This is a genomic window from Kaistia sp. UC242_56 (assembly GCF_044452255.1).
In the GTDB taxonomy this organism is placed as follows: domain Bacteria; phylum Pseudomonadota; class Alphaproteobacteria; order Rhizobiales; family Kaistiaceae; genus Kaistia; species Kaistia defluvii_A.
This window is the reverse complement of record NZ_JBIOAN010000001.1, coordinates 64,143-85,128: the sequence shown is the minus strand read 5'-3', so window position 1 is coordinate 85,128 and position 20,986 is coordinate 64,143. Positions and strand designations below refer to the sequence as shown.

22 protein-coding genes are annotated in these 20,986 nt (G+C 66.1%); 15 read left to right on the top strand and 7 right to left on the bottom strand.

Features of this window, described 5'->3' with window-relative positions:
- Nucleotides 1-28: 28 nt before the first annotated feature.
- From ACHMWQ_RS00405 to ACHMWQ_RS00395, 3 genes are read left to right on the top strand one after another with little or no spacing between them, the layout of a single operon-like run.
- Nucleotides 29-976 (top strand): sugar-binding transcriptional regulator, encoded by a 948-nt coding sequence (locus ACHMWQ_RS00405; RefSeq protein WP_396305965.1) that lies wholly within the window; start codon nucleotides 29-31, stop codon nucleotides 974-976.
- A 10-nt stretch (nucleotides 977-986) separates the two neighbouring features.
- Complete coding sequence (gene lsrK, locus ACHMWQ_RS00400; RefSeq protein ID WP_396305964.1) at nucleotides 987-2,552, top strand: autoinducer-2 kinase; 1,566 nt, start codon at nucleotides 987-989, stop codon at nucleotides 2,550-2,552.
- A gap of 59 nt (nucleotides 2,553-2,611) precedes the next feature.
- Nucleotides 2,612-2,917, top strand: a complete 306-nt coding sequence (locus tag ACHMWQ_RS00395) for an antibiotic biosynthesis monooxygenase (protein ID WP_354553626.1) — start codon at nucleotides 2,612-2,614, stop codon at nucleotides 2,915-2,917.
- Between the two features lie 35 nt (nucleotides 2,918-2,952).
- Here the strand turns inward: ACHMWQ_RS00395 and ydiK are convergent, their stop codons facing one another.
- From ydiK to ACHMWQ_RS00380, 3 genes are read right to left on the bottom strand one after another with little or no spacing between them, the layout of a single operon-like run.
- Complete coding sequence (ydiK, locus tag ACHMWQ_RS00390) at nucleotides 2,953-4,008, bottom strand: AI-2E family transporter YdiK (protein ID WP_396305963.1); 1,056 nt, start codon at nucleotides 4,006-4,008, stop codon at nucleotides 2,953-2,955.
- A 51-nt stretch (nucleotides 4,009-4,059) separates the two neighbouring features.
- The gene (locus ACHMWQ_RS00385) at nucleotides 4,060-5,292 is read right to left on the bottom strand and encodes an HlyD family secretion protein (protein ID WP_396305962.1); all 1,233 of its coding nucleotides are present in this window, start codon (nucleotides 5,290-5,292) and stop codon (nucleotides 4,060-4,062) included.
- A 3-nt stretch (nucleotides 5,293-5,295) separates the two neighbouring features.
- Nucleotides 5,296-5,805, bottom strand: coding sequence for a hypothetical protein (locus tag ACHMWQ_RS00380; RefSeq protein WP_396305961.1), 510 nt, complete (start codon nucleotides 5,803-5,805; stop codon nucleotides 5,296-5,298).
- A gap of 31 nt (nucleotides 5,806-5,836) precedes the next feature.
- Here ACHMWQ_RS00380 and ACHMWQ_RS00375 point away from each other — a divergent pair, with 31 nt between their 5' ends.
- The 4 genes from ACHMWQ_RS00375 to ACHMWQ_RS00360 all read left to right on the top strand — a co-directional run bounded on the left by ACHMWQ_RS00375 (nucleotide 5,837) and on the right by ACHMWQ_RS00360 (nucleotide 9,376).
- A complete protein-coding gene (locus tag ACHMWQ_RS00375) occupies nucleotides 5,837-5,986 on the top strand; it encodes a hypothetical protein (protein ID WP_396305960.1) in 150 nt (49 codons plus the stop codon).
- Between the two features lie 667 nt (nucleotides 5,987-6,653).
- A complete protein-coding gene (locus ACHMWQ_RS00370) occupies nucleotides 6,654-7,046 on the top strand; it encodes a DUF2946 family protein (protein WP_396305959.1) in 393 nt (130 codons plus the stop codon).
- 78 nt (nucleotides 7,047-7,124) lie between these two features.
- On the top strand, nucleotides 7,125-7,670 hold the full coding sequence (locus ACHMWQ_RS00365) for a YcnI family protein (protein WP_396305958.1): 546 nt from the start codon (nucleotides 7,125-7,127) through the stop codon (nucleotides 7,668-7,670).
- A 107-nt stretch (nucleotides 7,671-7,777) separates the two neighbouring features.
- Nucleotides 7,778-9,376 (top strand): copper resistance CopC/CopD family protein, encoded by a 1,599-nt coding sequence (locus tag ACHMWQ_RS00360; RefSeq protein ID WP_396305957.1) that lies wholly within the window; start codon nucleotides 7,778-7,780, stop codon nucleotides 9,374-9,376.
- Nucleotides 9,377-9,393: 17 nt separating this feature from the next.
- Here ACHMWQ_RS00360 and ACHMWQ_RS00355 read toward each other — a convergent pair whose 3' ends face one another.
- Complete coding sequence (locus ACHMWQ_RS00355; RefSeq protein ID WP_354554399.1) at nucleotides 9,394-9,720, bottom strand: NIPSNAP family protein; 327 nt, start codon at nucleotides 9,718-9,720, stop codon at nucleotides 9,394-9,396.
- Between the two features lie 276 nt (nucleotides 9,721-9,996).
- Here ACHMWQ_RS00355 and ACHMWQ_RS00350 point away from each other — a divergent pair, with 276 nt between their 5' ends.
- From ACHMWQ_RS00350 to ACHMWQ_RS00325, 6 genes are all read left to right on the top strand, one after another.
- Nucleotides 9,997-10,398, top strand: coding sequence for a c-type cytochrome (locus tag ACHMWQ_RS00350; RefSeq protein WP_396305956.1), 402 nt, complete (start codon nucleotides 9,997-9,999; stop codon nucleotides 10,396-10,398).
- A gap of 52 nt (nucleotides 10,399-10,450) precedes the next feature.
- Nucleotides 10,451-11,266, top strand: a complete 816-nt coding sequence (locus ACHMWQ_RS00345; RefSeq protein ID WP_396305955.1) for a cytochrome c oxidase subunit II — start codon at nucleotides 10,451-10,453, stop codon at nucleotides 11,264-11,266.
- A gap of 101 nt (nucleotides 11,267-11,367) precedes the next feature.
- Entirely contained in the window at nucleotides 11,368-13,179 is a 1,812-nt protein-coding gene (gene ctaD, locus ACHMWQ_RS00340; protein WP_396305954.1) for a cytochrome c oxidase subunit I, read from the top strand.
- Nucleotides 13,176-13,880: a cytochrome c oxidase subunit 3 gene (locus ACHMWQ_RS00335; RefSeq protein WP_396305953.1), complete on the top strand. Its 705-nt coding sequence runs from the start codon at nucleotides 13,176-13,178 to the stop codon at nucleotides 13,878-13,880. The genes ctaD and ACHMWQ_RS00335 overlap by 4 nt, the downstream gene beginning before the upstream one ends.
- 9 nt (nucleotides 13,881-13,889) lie before the next feature.
- Nucleotides 13,890-14,621 (top strand): heme-copper oxidase subunit III family protein, encoded by a 732-nt coding sequence (locus tag ACHMWQ_RS00330; protein ID WP_396305952.1) that lies wholly within the window; start codon nucleotides 13,890-13,892, stop codon nucleotides 14,619-14,621.
- Nucleotides 14,622-14,630: 9 nt separating this feature from the next.
- On the top strand, nucleotides 14,631-15,002 hold the full coding sequence (locus ACHMWQ_RS00325) for a cytochrome C oxidase subunit IV family protein (RefSeq protein ID WP_396305951.1): 372 nt from the start codon (nucleotides 14,631-14,633) through the stop codon (nucleotides 15,000-15,002).
- A gap of 113 nt (nucleotides 15,003-15,115) precedes the next feature.
- Here the strand turns inward: ACHMWQ_RS00325 and ACHMWQ_RS00320 are convergent, their stop codons facing one another.
- The 3 genes from ACHMWQ_RS00320 to ACHMWQ_RS00310 all read right to left on the bottom strand — a co-directional run bounded on the left by ACHMWQ_RS00320 (nucleotide 15,116) and on the right by ACHMWQ_RS00310 (nucleotide 18,143).
- Complete coding sequence (locus ACHMWQ_RS00320) at nucleotides 15,116-15,445, bottom strand: hypothetical protein (RefSeq protein ID WP_396305950.1); 330 nt, start codon at nucleotides 15,443-15,445, stop codon at nucleotides 15,116-15,118.
- 95 nt (nucleotides 15,446-15,540) lie between these two features.
- Nucleotides 15,541-16,710 (bottom strand): cystathionine gamma-synthase, encoded by a 1,170-nt coding sequence (locus tag ACHMWQ_RS00315; RefSeq protein ID WP_396305949.1) that lies wholly within the window; start codon nucleotides 16,708-16,710, stop codon nucleotides 15,541-15,543.
- Nucleotides 16,707-18,143, bottom strand: a complete 1,437-nt coding sequence (locus ACHMWQ_RS00310; protein WP_396305948.1) for a pyridoxal-phosphate dependent enzyme — start codon at nucleotides 18,141-18,143, stop codon at nucleotides 16,707-16,709. The genes ACHMWQ_RS00315 and ACHMWQ_RS00310 overlap by 4 nt, the downstream gene beginning before the upstream one ends.
- 336 nt (nucleotides 18,144-18,479) lie before the next feature.
- On the opposite strand from ACHMWQ_RS00310, the gene ACHMWQ_RS00305 reads away from it, so the two are divergent.
- Together ACHMWQ_RS00305 and ACHMWQ_RS00300 are read left to right on the top strand one after the other, a co-directional pair.
- Nucleotides 18,480-19,772, top strand: coding sequence for an ABC transporter substrate-binding protein (locus ACHMWQ_RS00305; RefSeq protein WP_396305947.1), 1,293 nt, complete (start codon nucleotides 18,480-18,482; stop codon nucleotides 19,770-19,772).
- 296 nt (nucleotides 19,773-20,068) lie between these two features.
- A complete protein-coding gene (locus ACHMWQ_RS00300; protein WP_396305946.1) occupies nucleotides 20,069-20,956 on the top strand; it encodes a carbohydrate ABC transporter permease in 888 nt (295 codons plus the stop codon).
- The last annotated feature ends 30 nt before the right edge of the window (nucleotides 20,957-20,986 follow it).

The following is a 20,986-nucleotide window of genomic DNA, read 5'->3' as shown; positions in this document are numbered from 1 at the left end:
CACAAATCGCGGGGAGGGTGCTCGGCGCATGGCCTTGGAAAGCAACGAGTGGAGCTATGGCGATGCCGACGAGGAGATCCTCACGCGCATTGCCTGGTACTATTACAATGACGGCCTGACGCAGAACGAGATCGGCGAAAAGCTCGCCATGTCGCGGATCAAGGTGTCGCGCCTGCTGGAAAGCGGCCGACGGTCCGGCATCATCCAGGTCCGGATCAATTCGCGCTATCAGGGCTGCCTGTCGTTGGAGCGCGAGATCAAGGCCCGCTATGGCCTGCTCGAGGCCTATGTCGTGCCGGAACTTCCCGAGCAGAGCGCCAGCGACCGGCTGGGCCAGGCGGCGGCGCAGTTCCTGATGCAGCGGCTGCAGCCCGACGATCTGCTCGCGGTCGGCTGGGGCGCCACGGTCAGCAACGCGATCCAGCGCCTCGGCCATCTCGCCAATGAGCGCAATATCGGCCTGGTCAGTCTGACCGGCGGCGTCGGCACCTATGTCGACGGCATGCGCACCGCGAACTGGGGCAGCAGCGTCCATCTGGTGCCCGCTCCGCTGGTGGTGCGCGACCCGGACGTCGCGAAGAACCTGTCCTCGGAGCCGGCGGTCGCCAATCTGCTCGATATGGCGCTGAACGCTTCCTACCAGCTGGTCGGCATCGGCGAGCTCTCCGGCACCTCGACCGTGGTGCGCTCCGGCTATGTGACGCCGGACGAGATCGAGCCGCTGCGCCGCAAGGGCGCGGTCGGCGACATCCTCTGCCAGTTCTTCAACGACAAGGGCGAGGTGCTCGACCTGCAGCTGCACGACCGCGTCATCGGCGTGAAGCTCGCCGCGCTTTCACGGGCCGAGAAGGTCGTGGCCGCCGCCGGCGGGCTGGAAAAGGTGCCGGCCATCCATGCCGCGCTCAAGGGGAAGTTCGTCGGCATCCTGATCACGGATGAAACGACGGCGCTGGGTCTGATGGACCTGAAGGATTAGGGAGAGGGCTATGGCGGGAACATATCTTCTGGCGGTCGACGCCGGGACGGGAAGCGGCCGCGCGGTCGTCTTCGACGCGGCCGGCAACCAGATCGCGGCCGCCCAGCACGAGTGGTGGCACAAGCCCGATCCGCGCTTCGAAGGGTCGATGGATTTCGATGTCGAGGGCAACTGGGCTCATCTCGCCCGCGCCATCCGCCAGGCGATCGCCAGCGCCGGCATTTCGGCCGCCGACATCGCCGCCGTCAGCGCTACCAGCATGCGCGAGGCGCTGGTGGTCTATGATTCCGAAGGCCGGGAGATCTGGGCCTGCGCCAATGTCGACAGCCGCTCCAACAGCGAAGTGCGCGAGCTGAAGCTGGCTTTCCCCGAGCTCGAGGGCCGGCTCTATCAGCATTCCGGCCAGACCTTCGCGCTCGGCGCGCTGCCGCGCCTGCTCTGGCTGAAGCGCAACCTGCCGGACGTCTATGATCGCATGCACCGGATCAGCATGCTGTCGGATTGGGTCCTTGCCCGGCTGTCGGGCGTGCTCGTCAGCGAGCCCTCCAATGCCGGCACGACGGGCCTGCTCGATCTGCGCGCGCGCAACTGGATGCCGGAGGCGATGCGCTGGGCCGGCATGCGTGACGACATCTTCCCGGAGACGGTCGAGTCCGGCACGGTGATCGGCCATGTCACGGCCGCGGCGGCCGAGGCGACGGGCCTGCAGGCCGGCACGAAGGTCGTTGCCGGTGGCGGCGACTGCCAAATCGGCACGGCCGGGCTCGGCGTCGTCAACAAGGGCGACTGCGCGGTGCTGGGCGGCACCTTCTGGCAGCAGATCGTCAATGTCGACCAGACGCTGACCGACCCGTCCATGGATCTGCGCATCAACCCGCATGTCGTCGCCGGGCTCAACCAGGCCGAGGCGATCAGCTTCTTCGTCGGCATCGTGATGCGCTGGTTCCGCGACAGTTTTGGCGCGGCGGAGATGGCGGAGGCGGCCGCGACGGGTGGCGATGCCTATACAATGCTGGAGGCGCAATCGGCGCATATCCCGCCCGGCGCCTATGGCATCATCCCGGTGTTCTCCGACGTGATGCATTACGGCAAGTGGTACCACGCCGCGCCGTCGCTGCTGAACCTCTCGATCGACCCGGAAAAGTCCGGCAAGGCCGCGATCTTCCGTGCCCTGCAGGAAAACGCGGCGATCGTCGCGGCGCGCAATCTCTCCGCGATCTTCAAGCTCTCCGGCGTGACGCCGAAGCAGATCGTCTTCGCCGCCGGTGCGGCCAAATCGGCCCATTGGGCGCAGATCCTGTCGAGCGCTACCGGCCTTCCGGTGGTGACGCCGGTGGTGAAGGAAGCGACCGCGCTCGGCTGCGCCGCCGCCGCCGCGATCGGCGCCGGCCTGCAGCGCGACTTCGTTTCGACCGCCGAGACCTGGGTGCGCTGGGACCGGCATTTCGAGCCGGATCTCGGCCACAAGGCAATCTACGACGAGGCCGGTGAACGCTGGGCGCGCGCCTATGCCTTGCAGCTCCAGCTCGTCGACGAGGACGTCACCACCTCGATGTGGAAGGCCCCCGGCCTCTGAGCTTCCAATATTTCGCCGCGCTTCCGGCGCCGCGCCAATCTCTTTGCAAAGGAGTGATTATGCTCATCCAGATGGTGACCATCAGGGTCAAGCCCGGCCATGCCGACGATTTCATCGAGGCCTTCCGCATCAATTATGAAGGTACGCGCCAGGAGCCGGGCAATCTCCGCTTCGACGTGCTGCGCGACCCTGACGATGGCAACAAGTTCCTGATCTACGAGGTCTTCAAGTCGGAAGCCGCCCTCGAGGAACACCGCCGCACGCCGCACTATCAGAAGTGCGTCAGCCTGCTCGAGCCGATCCAGACCGGCCCCCGCACCAAGGTCTTCTACAACGCCGAAATGGCGGACTTTCTTGCGGACTAGCATCGGGGGCTGCAAGCCTCTTCCTGGCTGCGCCGTCAGCCAGGCTCGCTCTCGCTGATCCAGGCGTTGAGCAGCGTGTAGCCGACGCCCAGGACCGTCGGCCCGATGAAGATGCCGAGCATGCCGAACGCAATCAGGCCGCCGATCACGCCGGCGAGGATCAGCAGGACCGGCAGGTCGGCGCCGCGACGGATCAGGATCGGGCGCACCAGCTGATCGATGGTTCCTGCGATCAAGGTGAAGGCCAGCAGCACTGTCGCCCAGACGGCATCGCCGGAATAGTACATCCACGCCACGGCGGGCACCATGACGAGCGCGGGGCCGAGCTGGATCAGGCATAGCAGGAAGATCATCGCCGTCAGGATGGCGGCGAAGGGGATGCCCACGACCAGAAGCCCGATGCAGGCGATGGCACTCTGGGCAATCGCGGTCACGACGACGCCCAGCGCCACGCTCCGGATCGCCTGGGCGCCGAGCCGCACCGCCATCTCGCCGCGGTCGCCCGCCAGGCGGCGGCCGAAGCGAATGACCTGCCAGGCCGCCTTTTCCCCGCTCAGATACATCAGGGCGGCGATCACCGTGGTGAGCAGGAAGTGGACGAACATCGAGCCCAGGCTTCCCGCCGTGGATGCGACCCACTGGGTTATCGCACCGGTATAGGGAGCCAGTTTGGGTGCCAGAGCCTCCAGCCGGTCGGACGACAGGGTCGCCCAGGCCTCGCTCGCGCGCGCGCCAAGGAGCGGAAGCTCGGCCAGCCAGGCCGGTGGCGGCGGCAGGCGCAGGGACAGGACAGTTCGGATCAGCTCGCGAATCTCGTCCGTGTTGGCGACGACGGCGCTGAGGGCGAGCCAGAACGGCACGATCAGGATCAGCAGCAAGACGAACGTCATGATCAGCGCGGCCAGGCCGCGTCGGTTGCCGGTATGGCGCTGGACCCACAGCATCAGGGGCCAGGTGGCGATCACCAGGGTGGTGGCCCAGATGATGGCAGGCAGGAAGGGCAGCATCACCCAGATGCAGGTGACCAGGATGCCGCCGATGAACAGAACCGCAAGCGTGATCCGCGTTAGGTCCTGGTGTTCCCGGATCATCGCTTTCCGCCCCTTGACCTTGCTTTTACGGCACCGCGCGGCGTCGTCCCATCAATGTCCGCTGAAGACCAGCGTCTGCACGGGTAGCAGGATGGCCTGCATGCGTAGGATCATGGCATGCACGAGACCGACGGCGTCGACGACATGCAGGAACAGCCAGCGCGGCCCGCTGATGTTCTTGTCCGCCAGCGCATCATGGTTGTTGGTATAGGCGTTGGCGATGCAGCTTCCGCCCGGCGGGACGCCTTCCAGCTCGCCGGGATAGAGCGGCTCCAGATAGACGGTGATCGAGCCCGGCTGGCCCAGCTTCTGGACGTCGACCAGCAGGTCGGTCGGACGGAACTGGCCCGATGCCACGACATCCTGAACCTGGGTGACGACCATGGGGAGGATGGTGAAGGGTTTGCCGATGCAGGTCGCCTCGGCGATCATGCCGACCTTCATCACCTGGGTCTCGATCTGGCCGAAGCCGGCGATCAGGGCGACCCGCCCGGCCTCGGCCGGAACCAGGATGCCGGCGGGCCGAAGCATCGGGTTGACGACGTCGCCCGGCCGCAGCGTGAACTGCTGCAGCGTGCCGGCGACGCCCGCCCGCACCAGCATCTTGTCCAGTTCGACCTGCGCCTGGGCGAGGGCGGCTTCGGCGCTGGCGCGCTGGGCCGGAAGCAGCGAGGTGAGCCGCGACTGCAGCGTGCGCTTGTTGCCGATCGCCGCGTCGACCGCGCCCTGGCGGCCATCGGCGGCGACCTGCAATCGCTCGATCTCGCGCGTGGCGACGACATTCGCGTTGCGGCGCATCAGCTCCTGCTTGGTTTCCAGCTCGTTCAGGGCCTGCTGATAGGCGCCCTCCGCCTGGCGGATGGCGCCATCGGCGGAGGCGAGCTCGGTTTCCGCGACCTTCACCTCGGCATCGATCTCGGCGATGCGGCGCTGGGCCGATTCGCGCGCGGCCTGCTGTTCGGAATCGTCGAGCTGGAACAGCGGGGCGCCGGCCTCGACCTTCTCATTGACGCCGACGAACACCTTGGCGACCCGGCCAGCCGTCTCCGGCAGGATCGAGATGGTGCGGAAGACGGCGGTGACATTCTTGGTCGAGGGGTGGAAGTAGAAGATCAGCGTGATCAGCGAAACCGTCAGGATGAGGCAGGCGGTGATGCCCCAGCGCAGTTCATACCAGACCGAATAGAGGGTGATCTCGCGACCGATCCGCTTCCCCTGGCCGTAACGGCGAATGAGGTAGTCGGGAAGGATGGTGAGCATCGAGCAGAGCAGCAACTCGAGCATCGCTCAGTGTCCCTCGTTCGGCGTGTTGGCGTCTGGGGTTGGGCCGGGTATCTGTTCGTCCAGGTCGGAAACGACGGATTCTGCGGGCCTGCCGGGAGGTGGGGCCGATGGCAGTGTCTGGGTGCTGTGCGGCCCGGCCGCCAGGGTGGGTTCATCCATGCCGCTGTTGCGCTGTCCGGCGATGCGCTCGAGCGAACCGGCGATCGATCCCAGCGGGCTGGAGAAATCCGGGAAGCGGACCAGCGCCAGCAGCAGGCCGGCGATCCAGAACAGGTGGTTGTGGGTGAAGAGCGAGATCAGCGCCAGTACGGCTACGATTTCCATCTGCACCACATTGGTGCGATGCGCCATGCGCTCGGGAAAGGCATGCAGCTGAAAGTACAAATTGCCGACGACAAGGATCGCCACCAGCATGAAGACGACCATCACGTTGAAGAGGATGTCCGTCTGGCCCGGCGCGGTTATGAAAAACGGCAGGTGTTCGATCGCCACCGGGTGAATTTTATCGTCCATCTATCCCCCACTCCCAAGATATGGATCCTGGATGACGCTGCTGCTGCGGGCCATCCGACCATCGCACGGCCAGTCGTTCGCAAGGGCGGGCGTGTCTTCGCCCGACCCGTTTCCGGCCGCCAAGGTGAACTATTCCAAAGAGTGGCCCCGCTTCCCAAGAGCGTTACGCCTGCCGGAATGATGTTACTTGTTTTCCGGCCGTTGGAAAGTGGCGACGCAAGTTCGACGACGGATGGCGGCGCATCCGGACCCAGCCGGCACAGATGCCGCACGGACGTTTGGTGCGCGACGTCCGACCGGTCGCGTCAGTTCGGATTCTCAGCCGGGCGCCGGCGAGAGCGGCATGGCTCTTGTCGATGACATGGCCCCGGCTCGTCATAGGAATAGGACCGGCCGCCTGGCTGGTCCTATCAGCAGCATCGATATCCTCGCCAGAATAGGCATCAGCAGAGAAGGGCGGTCTTGCTGACTTCGAAGATGCGGGCGGCGGCCGGGGCGGCAAAGGCCGCCGAGAGCAGCAGCACGACGGCGGCTCGCATCGCCCGGCGTCGAAGTCGCATGGCGCCTGTCTCCCGTTCGCGGCGGACCTGGCCGGCCGCAAAGGCTTCGCAAAACTGATTCGTACGGAGCCTTCCCCTTGGGAAGGATGGCGCCGTTCGCATTGCCTCTCCATCGCGATTGTCGTCTCCCTTCTGCGCTGAAGGCAGCCAGCGCGGCAAGGGGGTACCCGTGGGGCAGGCGAACGATCTGCTCTCGGCACGGGATGTTTTGTCGCGACGTTCTGGGGTCGAAGGTAATTTTCGCGGCGCCGACTCTCGTGCTATCGCTGCCGGCAGGGGGAAACCGCATTGAAGCTCCGCTTGCGCCAGGGATTGTCGGCTGAGGTGACGCTGTTCGTCGCCTTCATGCTCGTCATCCAGCTGCTGTTCAGCGGGCTTTCTCTCGGCGCCAGGGCGGCAACGCTCGATTCCGGCGCGCTCAGCCACGTCCTCTGCACCAGCGAGGGTCGCACGGTCGCAGCCGGCTCCTCAACCGATGACGCGCCCATCGCCCACGCCATCGATTGCTGCACCTTCGGCTGCAGCATGGTCGGCGGCGCCGTGCCGACGGCGCCGGACGAAAGCGCCGCGCTGATCAACCGGCTGCGCTTCGTGACCAAGCCCGCGCCGGCATCGCCCCGGCTGGTCGCGCATGTCGAACGCAAACCGCAAAATCCAAGGGCGCCTCCCGGGCAGGTCTGATCTGTTTCCGGCTCGCCGAGCCGGCTCATCCGATCCTTTCCGCCCTTTCGGGTGGATCTGCCCTTTTGGAGCGAACCCATGTTTGTTCACCGTTTCTCGACGCGCCTTTCGACCCTGGTTTCCACCGCCGCGCTGGTGGCGCTCGGCGCTTCCGCCGCCTCCGCCCACATCACGCTGGAAACCCAGCAGGCGCCGGTCGCCTCGACCTACAAGGCCGTGTTCCGCGTCGGCCATGGCTGCGAAGGCAAGCCGACCATCAAGGTCCGCGTCCGGATCCCGGATGGCGTCATCGCCGTCAAGCCGCAGCCCAAGGCGGGCTGGAAGATCGAGAAGGTCAAGGGCGCCTATGACAAGGCCTATGACTATTACGGCACGCCGACGACCGAAGGCGTGAAGGAGATCGTCTGGAGCGGCGGCAGCCTGCCGGATGACGAATATGACGAGTTCGTCCTGCGCGCCTATCTGACTGGCGATCTGAAGGCCGATACGACGCTCTACTTCCCGGTCGTCCAGGAATGCCCGGACGGCGCCGTCGAACGCTGGATCGAGATCCCCGCCGCCGGCAAGAGCGCCGACGACTATGAGCAGCCGGCGCCCGGCGTGACGCTGTTGCCGAAGAAATAAAGCGCGTTTCCGCAAGATAGAAGAATCGCGATTTCCTACACGGATCCGGTCCGCCCATGTGGGCGTGCCGGATCCGTCGCATGGGATCGCCGGACAGGAGCGGGACGATGGTCACCATCGCGACCGGATGGACACGCGTTTTGCTGACGGTGCTGGTGCTGGTGTCGGGCTTGCTGGCGGCCGGTGAAGCCCTGGCGCATGCCTCGCTGATCCGCGCCAGCCCGGTCGATGGCTCGGTCGTGGCGACGGCGCCGCCGGCTTTCTCGCTCACCTTCAGCGAGCCCACCTCGCCGCTTTCCCTCAAACTGGTTCGTCCGGATGGCTCGACCGTCGCGCTCGATCGCTTCACGCTGCGGGACGCGACCGTCGAGATCCCGGCGCCGGCCGGGCTTGGCGACGGCACCTATGTGCTGAGCTGGCGCGTCGTCTCGGAGGATGGCCACCCAATCGGCGGCTCCGCCGTGTTTTCGATCGGCGCGCCGAGCGCGGGGGGATCGAAGGCCGCCCTAGAGGCCATCGACGTGCCGGTCCGCGGGGCGATCTGGCTTGGTAAGCTCGTTACCTATGCCGGACTCTTCCTCGGCGTCGGCGGCGCCTTCTTTGTCAGCCTTGCCGGCGGTGAGGCCCGATCTCGCCGGTTCTGCGCCGGATGGATCCTGGCGGGCTTCGTCGCGGTGCCGCTTTCGCTGGGTTTCCAGGGGCTGGATGCGCTGGGCCTCCCGATTGGCAGCATCCTGCAGCCGGTCGTCTGGAAAACCGGGTTCGGCACCAGCCTGGGCACGCTCGCCTGCCTGGCGCTGGCGGCGCTGATCGCAGCCTTCGCGGCTCTTTCGACAGGTGGGGTTGTCGCGAGGCTCCTCTCAATCGTCGCGCTCGCGCTCACCGGCGTCGCGCTGGCCTCCAGCGGCCATGCCAGCGCCGCTTATCCGGGCTGGCTGACGCGGCCGGCGGTGTTCCTGCATGGCGTGGGCATCGCGTTCTGGGCTGGGGCTCTGTTTCCGCTTGGCCTGGCGCTCGCATCGCCTGAAGCCGCGCAGGCGCTCCGCCGATTTTCGAAGCTCGCGCCCTGGTTCGTCCTGCCGCTGGTCGGTGCCGGGCTGCTGCTGGCGCTGGTGCAGGTGCGGGTGCCGGAGGCGCTCTGGACCACGAACTACGGTCTCGTTCTCCTCGCCAAGCTCGCCTTGCTGATCCCGCTGTTCGGGCTGGCCCTGTTCAATCGCCTCCGCCTGACCGAGCCCGCCGGCAAGGGGGACGCGTGGGCGATCGCGCATCTGCGCCGGTCGATCGCCGCCGAGTTGCTGCTGGTCGTCGTGATCTTCGCGGTCGCCGCGCTCTGGCGCTTCACGCCGCCGCCGCGCGCGCTGGCGGGGGCGGCTGCCGCGCCGGCCGCGATCCATATCCATGCCGCCCAGGCGATGGCCGATCTGGAAATCGCGCCGGGCCGCGCCGGCGTCGCCAGCGCCACCATTTCCGTCATGACGGGCGATTTCGGCCCGCTCGACGCCCAGAGCGTGACGTTGGTCCTGTCAAATCCCGATGCCGGCATCGAGGCGATCCGTCGCGAGGCGAAGAAGCCCGGCGACGGAACCTGGCGCATCGACGACCTGACCCTGCCGGTCGCCGGCCGCTGGCATGCGCGGATCGATATCCTCGTCTCCGACTTCGAACTGGTGAAGCTCGAGGACGTCATCGAGATCCGCCCCTGAAGAGGGGCGGTGCTGCCTCAGCGAACCGAGGAGAAGGCGGTCGGCTGCAGGAACGAGCTCGCGACATTGGCGACGATCAGGCCATCCTTTTCGCTGTCGGCGCGGGCGGCGATCCATTCCGGGTCGGCCATGAAGGCGTTCCAGCGCGCTTCGCGGTCGGCCAGGCTGTCCCAGGCGATCATGTAGGTCAGGTCGTTGTTGGCCGGACCGATCAGCGTGGTCCAGAATCCGGCCTGCCGGATGCCGTGCTTTTCCCAGATCCGCAGCGTGTGGTTCTGGAAACGGTTCTGAAGGGCGGCCATGCGGCCGGGCAGGCAGGAATAGACTCGCAGTTCATAGATCATTCGCGTCTCGACCGGTTGGGTTGGCGTTGTCTTGTGGGGCGGAAGGCGGTTGTCCGAAGACAAGCCTGTTCGCTCGGCCAAGGCAAGGGCGGTTTGCCCATCCGGGCTCGCGCGCTGTTGTATGCTGCGCTTTATCATAGTCATTCTAAAGTGAGATGACGCGACGTAAATGTGCTAAACTGACCCCGCGTCGGGCGCTTTGGTCCCGTCATGAGGCCAAAACGCCGCCGCGCGATGCCGTCTGGTTGCGATTCCGGCGATTGTTGGGAGGTTTCCATGATCTTGCGGGGCTGTGCAGCGTGGCTTGGTGCCGGTGCGATGTTCGTCCTGCTGCCGGTGGCGGCGCTGGCGGATGGCGACCCGGCCCTGGGTGAAAAAGTCTTCCTGAAGTGCAAGTCCTGCCACCAGATCGGCGAGGGCGCCAAGAACGCCGTCGGGCCGGAGCTGAACGGCCTGTTCGGGCGCAAGACCGGCTCGGTGCCGGGCTACACCTATTCGGCGGCCAACAAGAATTCGGGCATCGTCTGGGACGAGACGATCTTCCGCGAATACATCCAGAATCCGAAGGGCAAGATTCCCGGCACCAAGATGACTTTCCCGGGGCTCAAGAACCCGAAGGATATCGACAACATCGTCGCCTATCTCAAGCAGTTCGGTCCGGACGGCAAAAAGATGTAGGCGCGGAGGACAGGGGCGCTCGCGCCCATCGTCGTGGCAGGGATAAAAAGGCATGCCGATTGCGATAGTCCTGGCTCTGGTGGTCGTCGGCTCGGTGCTGTTTCACTTTCTGAGCCCGTGGTGGTTCACGCCCATCGCCTCGAACTGGGGCTATATCGACGACACCATCAACATCACCTTCTGGATCACCGGTGCGGTCTTCGCCGCCGTCGTGCTGTTCATGGCCTATTGCCTGCTGCGCTTCCGGCACAAGCCCGGAAGCCGCGCCGCCTACGAGCCGGAGAACCGCCGGCTGGAAAGCTGGCTGGCGATCGGCACCGCGGTCGGCGTCGCCGCGATGCTGGCGCCGGGGCTGGTCGTCTGGGCGCATTTCATCCGCGTGCCGGCCGGGGCCACCTCGGTCGAGGTGGTGGGCCAGCAATGGCAATGGGCCTATCGGCTGCCCGGCAAGGACGGCAAGCTCGGCGCCGCCGATACGCGCGAGGTCAACGACACCAATCCGCTCGGCATCGATCCGAATGACCCGAACGGCCGCGACGACGTCATCGTGCAGGGCGGCGAACTGCATCTGCCGGTCGGAAAGCTGGTGGCTCTGCTGCTGCGCTCGCTCGACGTCGTGCATGATTTCTTCGTGCCGGAGTTCCGCGCCAAGATGGACATGATCCCGGGCTCGGTCACCTATTACTGGCTGACGCCGACCCGTACCGGCAGTTTCGAGGTGCTGTGCGCCGAACTTTGCGGCGTCGGCCATCCCTATATGCGCGGCACGGTCGTGATCGAGGCGGAGGCCGACTACCAGGCCTGGCTCGCGCAGCAGCAGACCTTCGAACAGATGCGGGCGCCGGCCCAGACCGGCGCCCTGAACTAGAGGATTCTTCCGGCGGCCGGACGGTCGGCGCAGGCAGGGACGAGGCAAGCTAGGCCGGGACGGCGCGCGGCGCCGCCCCGCAACGCAGCGGGTGGCGGCTCATGGTCGATGTCACGCATGGCGGATCCATATCGGACGGAACGGCTTCCGGCGCGGCGCCGGCCTTCGAGATCGGCGAGCCGGACCTCTACCACCCCAGGAGCTGGGTGACGAAATACGTCTTCTCGCAGGACGCCAAAGTCATCGCCATCCAGTACGGGCTGACGGCGATGGCGATCGGCCTCGTGGCGCTGGTGCTGTCCTGGCTGATGCGGATGCAACTCGCCTTTCCGGGGCTGCTGCCCTTCATCGACGCCGACCATTACTACCAGTTCATCACCATGCACGGCATGATCATGGTGGTGTACCTGCTGACCGCGCTCTTCCTCGGCGGCTTCGGCAACTACCTGATCCCGCTGATGCTCGGCGCGCGGGACATGATGTTTCCCTATCTCAACATGCTGAGCTACTGGATCTATCTCGCCGCCGTGCTGCTGCTGGTCGCCGGCTTCTTCGTGCCGGGCGGGCCGACCGGCGCGGGCTGGACGCTCTATCCGCCGCAGGCGATCCTCGCCAACACGCCGGGCCAGTCCTGGGGCATCGTCGTGATGCTCGCCTCGCTGATGCTGTTCATCATCGGCTTCACCATGGGCGGGCTCAATTATGTCGTCACCGTGCTGCAGGGGCGCACGCGCGGCATGACGCTGATGCGCATGCCCCTCACGATCTGGGGCATCTTCACCGCCACGGTGATGGCGCTGCTTGCCTTCCCGGCGCTGTTCGTCGGCGCCGTGATGATGCTGTTCGACCGGCTGCTCGGCACCAGTTTCTTCATGCCGGCGATTGTCGTCACGGGTGAACAGGCGCCCTATGGCGGTGGCAGCCCGATCCTGTTCCAGCACCTGTTCTGGTTCTTCGGCCATCCCGAGGTCTACATCGTCGCGCTGCCGGCCTTCGGCATCGTCTCCGACCTCATCAGCACCCATGCCCGCAAGAACATCTTCGGCTACCGCATGATGGTCTGGGCGATTGTCGGCATCGGCGCGCTCTCCTTCGTGGTCTGGGCGCACCACATGTATGTGAGCGGCATGAATCCGGGCTTCGGCTTCTTCTTCGCCACGACGACGCTGATCATCGCCATCCCGACCGCGCTCAAGGTCTACAACTGGGTGCTGACGCTCTGGCGCGGCGACATCCATTTCACCGTGCCGATGCTGTTCGCGCTCGGTTTCATCGTCACCTTCCTGAATGGCGGGCTGACCGGCCTCTTCCTCGGCAATGTCGTGGTCGACGTGCCGCTCTCCGACACGATGTTCGTGGTGGCGCATTTCCACATGGTGATGGGCGTCGCGCCGATCCTCGTCATCTTGGGCGCGATCTATCACTGGTATCCGAAGATCACGGGCCGGATGCTGAACACGACTCTGGGCAAGATCCATTTCTGGGTCACCTTCCTCGGCGCCTATCTGATCTTCTTCCCGATGCACTATCTCGGCCTGCTCGGCGTGCCGCGCCGCTATTACGAGATGGGCGAGACGGCCTTCGTGCCGCATTCGGCGACGACGCTGAACATCTTCATCACCATCGCCGCGCTGGTGGTCGGCGCGACGCAGATGCTGTTCCTGTTCAATCTCGCCTGGAGCCTGCGGCATGGCCGCGAGGCCGGCGGCAATCCGTGGCGGGCGACGACGCTGGAATGGCAGACGCCGGAGACACCGCCCGCGCATGGCAATTGGGGCGCCGAGCGGCCGGTGGTCTATCGCTGGGCCTATGATTATTCCGTGCCGGGCGCCCGCCAGGACTTCCTGCCGCAGAACGATCCAGGGACGGATCTCGCCACATCAGGCGAACCGGTCGCGGAGGGCGCGCGATGAGCGCCATCCTCGTTTTCCTCGTGGTGATCCTTGCCATCGCCTTTGGCTGGCTCTGGCGCCAGGGCATCCTGACGAAGCCCTGGCTCGAGGTCGGCGTCGTCGGCCCGTCGGCGCCGCCCGATCGCTCCGCGGCGCTGGGCGCCAGGGTCGGGCTCGCCGTGTTCCTGGCGGTGGTGGGTTCGCTGTTCGCGCTCACCGTCAGCGCCTATCTCATGCGCGCCGGCCTCGGGGATTGGGAAGCCGTGCGCATGCCGGGCATCCTCTGGGTCAATACCGGCGTGCTGGCGCTGAGCAGCATCGCGTTGGAGACCGCACGGCTGGCCGCCCGGCGCGACGACATGGAGGGAGTACGCGCCGGCGTGCGGGCGGGAGGGTTCACCGCGCTGCTGTTCCTCGTAGGCCAGTTGCTCGCCTGGCGGCAATTGCATGCCGAGGGCTATTTCCTTGCCGGCAATCCGGCAACGGCCTTTTTCTATCTCGTCACCGGGCTGCATGGGCTGCATGTCGCGGGCGGGCTGGCGGTGCTGGGACGCGTCGGCTGGCGGATGGAGCGCGGCGCCGGCATCGCGCAGCTACGGCTCGGCATCGATCTTTGCGCCACCTACTGGCACGCGCTGCTGCTGATCTGGCTGGTGCTGCTCGGCCTGCTCACCAATTGGGTCGGCGATTTCGTCGCCATCTGCCGCCAACTGCTGACCTAGGAGGCGCGCATGACCGAACCGTCGCTCCATCCCGCCGCCGCCCCGTCTGCCGAAGCGATGCCCAGCACCGGCTGGCGCCGTTTCGTCGCCGACTGGGCTTCCGACCAGACCTCCTTCAAGGGCGTCTCCTGGGGGAAGGCCATGATGTGGGTGTTCCTGCTTTCCGACACCTTCGTCTTCGGCTGTTTCCTGGTCGCCTACATGACGGCGCGCATGTCGACCACCGTGCCCTGGCCCAATCCGAGCGAGGTGTTCGCGCTCGAGATTGGCGGCACCGAGGTGCCACTGATCCTGATCGCCATCATGACCTTCGTGCTGATCTCGAGCAGCGGCACGATGGCGCTGGCCGTCCACTACGGCTATCTGCGCGACCGCCGCAAGGCGGGCCGGCTGATGCTGGTGACGGCGCTGTTCGGCGCGTGCTTCGTCGGCATGCAGGCGTTTGAGTGGACGAAGCTCATCCGCGAGGGCGTCCGGCCCTGGGCCAATCCATGGGGCGCGCCGCAGTTCGGCTCGACCTTCTTCATGATCACCGGCTTTCACGGCACCCATGTCACGATCGGCGTGATCTTCCTGCTGGTGCTGGCGCGAAAGGTGCTGCGCGGCGACTACGAGACCGGCCGGCGCGGCTTCTTCACCAGCCGCCGCGGCCGCTACGAAGCGATCGAGATCATGGGCCTGTACTGGCACTTCGTCGATCTGGTGTGGGTCTTCATCTTCGCGTTTTTCTACCTTTGGTAGGAGGTTCGCATGGCCGATACGACCGCTCATGCCGAGGTCGGCGCCCCCGCCGCCGCGCCGGGGCATGCCGACACGCCGCATCACCCGATAAAACTCTATCTCGCCGTCTGGGGCTGGCTGTTCGTGCTCAGCGCCTGTTCCTACCTGGTCGATTATATCGGCCTGCACGGCTGGCTGCGCTGGACGCTGATCGTGCTGTTCATGCTGCTGAAGGCGGGCCTGATCGTCGCCATCTTCATGCACATGGCGTGGGAGCGGCTGACGCTGATCTACGCCATCCTGCTGCCGCCGCTGCTGGTGATGGTCTTCGTCGGCATCATGGCGTCGGAAGCGAACTACACGCTGCTGACGCGGGTGCTCTATTATGGCGGCGGCAATTAGAGCTGCCTGGAGCGGGGAATTCGGTACGTGCCGGAAAGGCGCCCCCGTGACAGCGCCGGTGGTGGCGCCTTTTGGCAGCCATCCTCCGTTCGGCATTGTTTCACGTGAACCGGTCAGGTGCGGGCGCCGGGCGGCCGGCGGCGGACCGAATTCCGGGCGCGCAGGCGGGCCCGCTTCTTGGCTTCGCGCGCCTGGTGGCGGTTGACGATCAGGTTCAGCGATTCGTTGACGCGCGCCCGCCAGTCGCCGCCATCCGAGCCGAAATAGTCGATCACCCGATTGCTGAGCGGCAGCGTCACCACGGTGACGATCTCCGCTTCCGCAGCGGCCTTGCGCCGCCGGGCGGGGATGGCCTCGCCATTCGGGAGGGGGAACAGGTCCGTTCCGGCTCCATCAGGGGCCGGAACGGTCTCGAAGTCTGAGGATTTTGTCGAACTGGACATGATCATCCTGGTGTCGAAGTTTCTTCTTCTACACCAAAGATAACGTAACGTCATGTTCCGCACAGTGATCTAGATCACAGAGCGAACAGTTTCAGCTAGAGCAGTGCCTGCTCGATATCGGCGATCAGGTCCTCCGCCGCCTCGATGCCGGCCGAGAACCGCACCAGCCCGTCCGAAATGCCGATCGCCTGGCGCTGCGCCAGCGGGATCGAGGCATGGGTCATCGTGGCCGGATGTTCGATCAGGCTTTCGACGCCGCCCAGGCTCTCGGCGAGCGTAAACAGCCGCACTCGTTCGAGGAAGCGCTTGGTGCCCGCGAGATCGCGATCGAACTCGACGCTGATCATGCCGCCAAAGGCATGCATCTGCCGCTTCGCGATGGCGTGCTGCGGATGGCTTTCGAGGCCGGGATAGATGACGCGCCGAACTTCCGGGCGCGCCTCCAGCCAGCGGGCGATGGCAAGGCCATTCTCCGAATGCCGCTGCATCCGCAGCGCCAGCGTCTTCAGCCCGCGCAGCGCCAGGAAGCTGTCGAACGGGCCGGAAATGGCGCCGACCGCATTCTGCAGGAAACGGATCTGGTCGACGATCTCCTGCTTGGGCCCGACCACCACCGTGCCGCCGATCATGTCGGAATGGCCGTTCAGATATTTGGTCGTCGAGTGCACGACGATGTCGATGCCAAGCTCCAGCGGGCGTTGGATGTAGGGGCTGGCAAAGGTGTTGTCGGCGACCGTGATCAGGCCGCGCCGCTTGGCGAGCGCCGCCACGGCTTCGAGATCGATGATGCGCAGCAAGGGGTTGGTCGGCGTCTCGACCCAGAGCAGCTTGGTCTCCGGCCGGATCGCGGCCTCGACGGCGGCGAGGTCGGTGAAATCGACGAAGCTCACCTCGAGTCCGGCCGTGCGCTTGCGCACCTTGTCGAGCAGGCGGAACGTGCCGCCATAGAGATCGTCGGTCGCGATGATGTGGTCGCCGACCGAAAGCAACTCCAGCGTGGTGGCGATCGCCGCCAGGCCCGAGGCGAAGGCGAAGCCGGCCGTGCCGCTTTCGAGATCGGCGATGGCGCGCTCGAAGGCGAAGCGGGTCGGGTTCTGCGACCGGCCATATTCGAAGCCCTTGTGCACGCCGGGGCTTTCCTGCGCGAAGGTCGAGGTGGCGTAGATCGGCACCATCACCGCCCCGGTCAGCGGGTCGTGGCTCTGGCCGCCATGTATGGTGCGCGTCTCGAAGGCGAGGCGGTTCGGCTTCACGGGCTTGTTCAAAACGCTAACCTCTCATGATTGATCAGGTCCATCCGGGTGATGAGGCCTACGAATTCGTCGCCGTCCATGACGATCGCCACCTCGTTGCGCTCGAACACCGGCAGCAGCGCCTCGACCGGCTCGTCCGCCTGCAGCGTGTTGAGCGCGGTCACCATGGCATCGCGCACCGAGGCGCCGAAATCGCTGCGCCCGTCGCGGGCCTGCGGGCGGAGGCCGCCCAGCACGTCGCTCTCGTCGATCAGGCCGATCAGTTCGCCATGCTCGATCACCGGCAATTGCGAGACGTCGGCCGAGCGCATCCGCGCATAGGCGGTGGAGAGCGTGTCGTCCGGGGCGACCGTGACCGTGCCGCCCTCGGCGAAGCTGCGGGCGACGAGATCGCGCAGATTGCCGTGCCGGATCTTCTCGATCAGGCCCTGTTCGGCGACCCAGACATCGTTGAACACCTTGGAGAGATATTTGTTGCCGCTGTCGCAGACCAGCGTGACGATGCGCTGCGGCTCCTTTTGCTCGCGGCAATAGCGCAGCGCCGCGGCCAGCAGCGTGCCCGAGGACGAGCCGGCGAGAATGCCTTCCTGCGCCAGCAGGGCGCGGGCGGCGGCGATGCTCTCGCGATCGGTAATCGTATAGGCGCGCGACACCAGCGAAAGGTCGGCATTGGGCGGCACGAAATCCTCGCCAATGCCTTCGACGGCCCAGCTTCCCGGCTCGATCGTTTCGCCGGTATTGACCAGCGGCGCCAGGATCGAGCCCTTCGGGTCGGCCAGCACCATCTTCGTCTTGGGCGAGACGCGCTGCAAATAGCGGCCGATGCCGGTCAGCGTGCCGCCCGAGCCGACGCCGACCACCACCGCGTCGACGTCGCCGTCCAGTTGCTCGAAGATCTCCGGGCCTGTCGTGGTCTCATGCGCGCGCGGATTGGCCGGGTTTGCGAACTGGTTGACGAAGAAGCCGCCAGTTTCCTCGGCGATGCGGGCGCCCATGTCCTGGTAATAGTCCGGGTGGCCCTTGCCGACATCGGAGCGGGTCGTGCGCACGTCGGCGCCGATGGCGCGCAGATGCTGCACCTTCTCTCGCGACATCTTGTCGGGAACGATCAGGATCAGCTTGTAGCCCTTGGGCAGCGCCACCTGCGCCAGGCCGAGCCCGGTATTGCCGGCCGTCGCCTCGACGATGGTGCCGCCCGGCTGCAGCCGGCCGTCGGCTTCGGCGGCGGCGATCATCGACAGCGCGATGCGGTCCTTGATCGAGCCGCCGGGATTCTGGCTCTCCAGCTTGACGAAAAGCCGGCAGGGACCGGTGTCGAAGGTCGTCAGCTCGACGATCGGCGTGCGGCCGATCAGGTCGAGGCTCGAGCGGACCGGACGGGGCAGGGGCGCCTTGGCGCAGGCTTCGCTTGCCTTGTCGTTCCGGGTCGAAGCTGGGTCGGTCATCGAAGATCTCCACGCGCGGGTCGCGATGCGGCCAACAGCATGTAAGCTTGTGACGGGCCGCAACAAGGCTGTCCGTTCCCCCGCCGCCCGGTTCCCGGCAAAATCCTGCCTTGCCACAGCCGGGCCGGCTTCGCCCCTGCCAAGCCCGAGAAGGGGCCGTTTGGCAGGCCTGCGCATTCCATCGCCTGGAATGCCGCCCGTTTGGGCAGTGCGTTTTATCCAACGACGCAAAAGGCGGCTTGCCGATCCGAAAAAGTCATTATAACGTCCTTACGTCATAATGAAGAAAGGCGGCCGAGACACCATCGGACCGTCGGCATTGAACGGAGGGGTTCCGTGACGATCAGACCTTTGATGGGCTTGTTCCTGGGTTCCGCCCTGGCCGCTTTCTCGAGTGTCGCCTGGGCCGAGGACGTGACCGTATCGTTCCTGACGCATTGGCCGCCGGAGACGGTCGCCAAGCTGGAGGCCGCCGCCGCCACCTACGCCAAGGATCATCCGGGCGTGAAGGTGGAGGTTCGCGCCGTGCCGTTCGGGGACCTGCTGACGACCTTGCGCTCGCAGGCCGGCCAGTCGGGCGGACCGACGATCACCGGCATCTATGATCTCTGGCTGCCGGAACTGGCGCGCGACAAGCTCGTCAACGCGGCGCCGGAGACCAATGCCAGCGACGTGACGACCAACTGGCCGAAAGGCGTGGCGACCGCCGCCAGCGTCGGCGGCACGGTCTATGGCTATCCCAACGAGATCGACGTCTACGCGCTGAACTACAACAAGAAGCTGTTCGAGGAAGCCGGCATCCAGGAAGCGCCGAAGACCTGGGACGAGTTTTACGCCGCTGCCGAAAAGCTGACCAACAAGGACAAGGGCCAGCAGGGCTTCGGCATGATCAACTCCTGGGCGGCGGGCGTCGTCCATCCCTTCGCCTCGCTGCTCGCCTCGAATGGCGGCGCGCTGGTGGTCGATGGCAAGCCGCAGCTCGACAGCGAGAATGCCAAGGCGACCTTCGAGCTCTATGAGAAGCTGATTAAATCCGGCGCCTCGGTCGCCACCATGGGCACCGCCGACGCGAACACCACCGGCCCGTTCCTCGATAATTTCGTCTCCGGCAAGACCGGCATGATCATCATGGCGAACTGGTGGGAATCGGCGCTGAAGGCCGGCATGGGCGACCGCTTCGCCGACATCGCCACCGCGCCGATCCCGGTCGGCCCGAAGGGCGACGGACCGCACTCGATCTCCTATTCCTGGATGACCGTCGTCTCGGACGGCGCCACGGATGCGGAGAAGAAGGCGGCCTGGGACTTCCTCGCCTGGTTCAACGGCCCGACCTCGGGCGAGAACGGCGCTTCCGCCATGGGCGATCTGCTGCAGTCCATGGGCATCCTGCCGTCGCGCACCTCCGACGTCGCGGCCTTCTCCGAGCGGCTGAAGACGCCGTTCCTGGCCGGCTATGTCTCGGCCCTGTCCGAGGCGCGTCCGTTCCCGACCGTGCTGGGCGGCCAGGAATTCACGGAATCGCTGCAGGGCCATATCGAAGCGGTGCAGTTCGGCAAGGAAACGGCCGCCGAGGCCGCCGCCGCTGCCCAGGCCGACGCCGCGGCCATCCTCGAAAAGGCTGCGCAGTAAAAGCCGCCCCCCTCCGTCGTCATCCCGGCTTGACCCGGGATCCATCCAGCCGACGGCCTTGGGGAGCTGAATGGATCCCCGCCTTCGCGGGGATGACGCGGGAGGTGGCAGCGGGCTGCCTCCTGCTCCCTCGCCCGCGCAAGCGGGAGAGGGCTGGGGTGAGGGCCTTGCTTGCAGCGCCCAAGCCCGACCGAGCGCCATCCGAAGACCCTCACCCCAACCCTCTCCCGTGACCGGGAGAGGGAGCCGGTCGAGCCACGCCCCCAGACGGCCATGAACAGAGAACACGCATACCGATGAGCGGCTTCCGAAAATCGATCGTGGCCATGCTGGCGCCCAGCCTGGGGCTGATCGCGATCTTCATCCTGGTGCCGATCGCGCTCACGGTCTGGCTCGCCTTCACCAAATGGTCGTCGCAAACGCCGTTCTCGACCGCGACTTTCATCGGCCTCGACAATTTTCGCGAGATCTTCGGCGCGGGTTCCGTGGGGCGCGACTTCAAGGGCGCGCTCGCTAACACGGCGCTCTATTCGTTGATGTCGATCGCGCTGATCCTGCCGCTTTCGGTGCTGTTCGGCATGTTGATCCACCAGGCGGATCTCAAGGGCGCCAACATCCTGCGCACCATCCTGTTCGCCACCTACATGGTGCCGATGATCGCCGTGGCGCTGGTGTTCTCAAAGCTCTATTCGCCGTCGGAAGGCCCCATCAACCAGATCCTCGGCTGGGTCGGCATCGGCCCGCTGCCCTGGCTTTCCTCGCCCGATACGGCGCTGGTTTCCGTGGTGCTGCTCAACGTCTGGCAGCAGGTCGGCTATTTCACCATCCTGATCATCGCCGGCCTGACCCAGATCCCCCAATCGATCTACGAGGCGGCGAAGATGGATGGCGCTCGCGGCCCGGCCCTGTTCGGCTTCATCACCCTGCCACTCCTGAAGCGCACGCTGCTGTTCTCCGCCGTCATCGCGCTGATCAACGCCGTGCAGGTGTTCGAGCCGGTGGCGCTGGTCACCCAGGGCGGCCCCGTCGGCTCGACCAACGTCATGACCTATCACATCCGCCGCGTCGGCATCGAGCGGGCCCAGGGCGGGCTCGGCTCGGCCATGTCGGTGACGCTGCTGCTGGCGCTGGTCGTCACGGTGACCGCCGTCTTCGCCCTGGCGCGCAGGGAGGACCGGCGATGAGCCTTCCCGCCACCACGCCGGCGCCCGGCG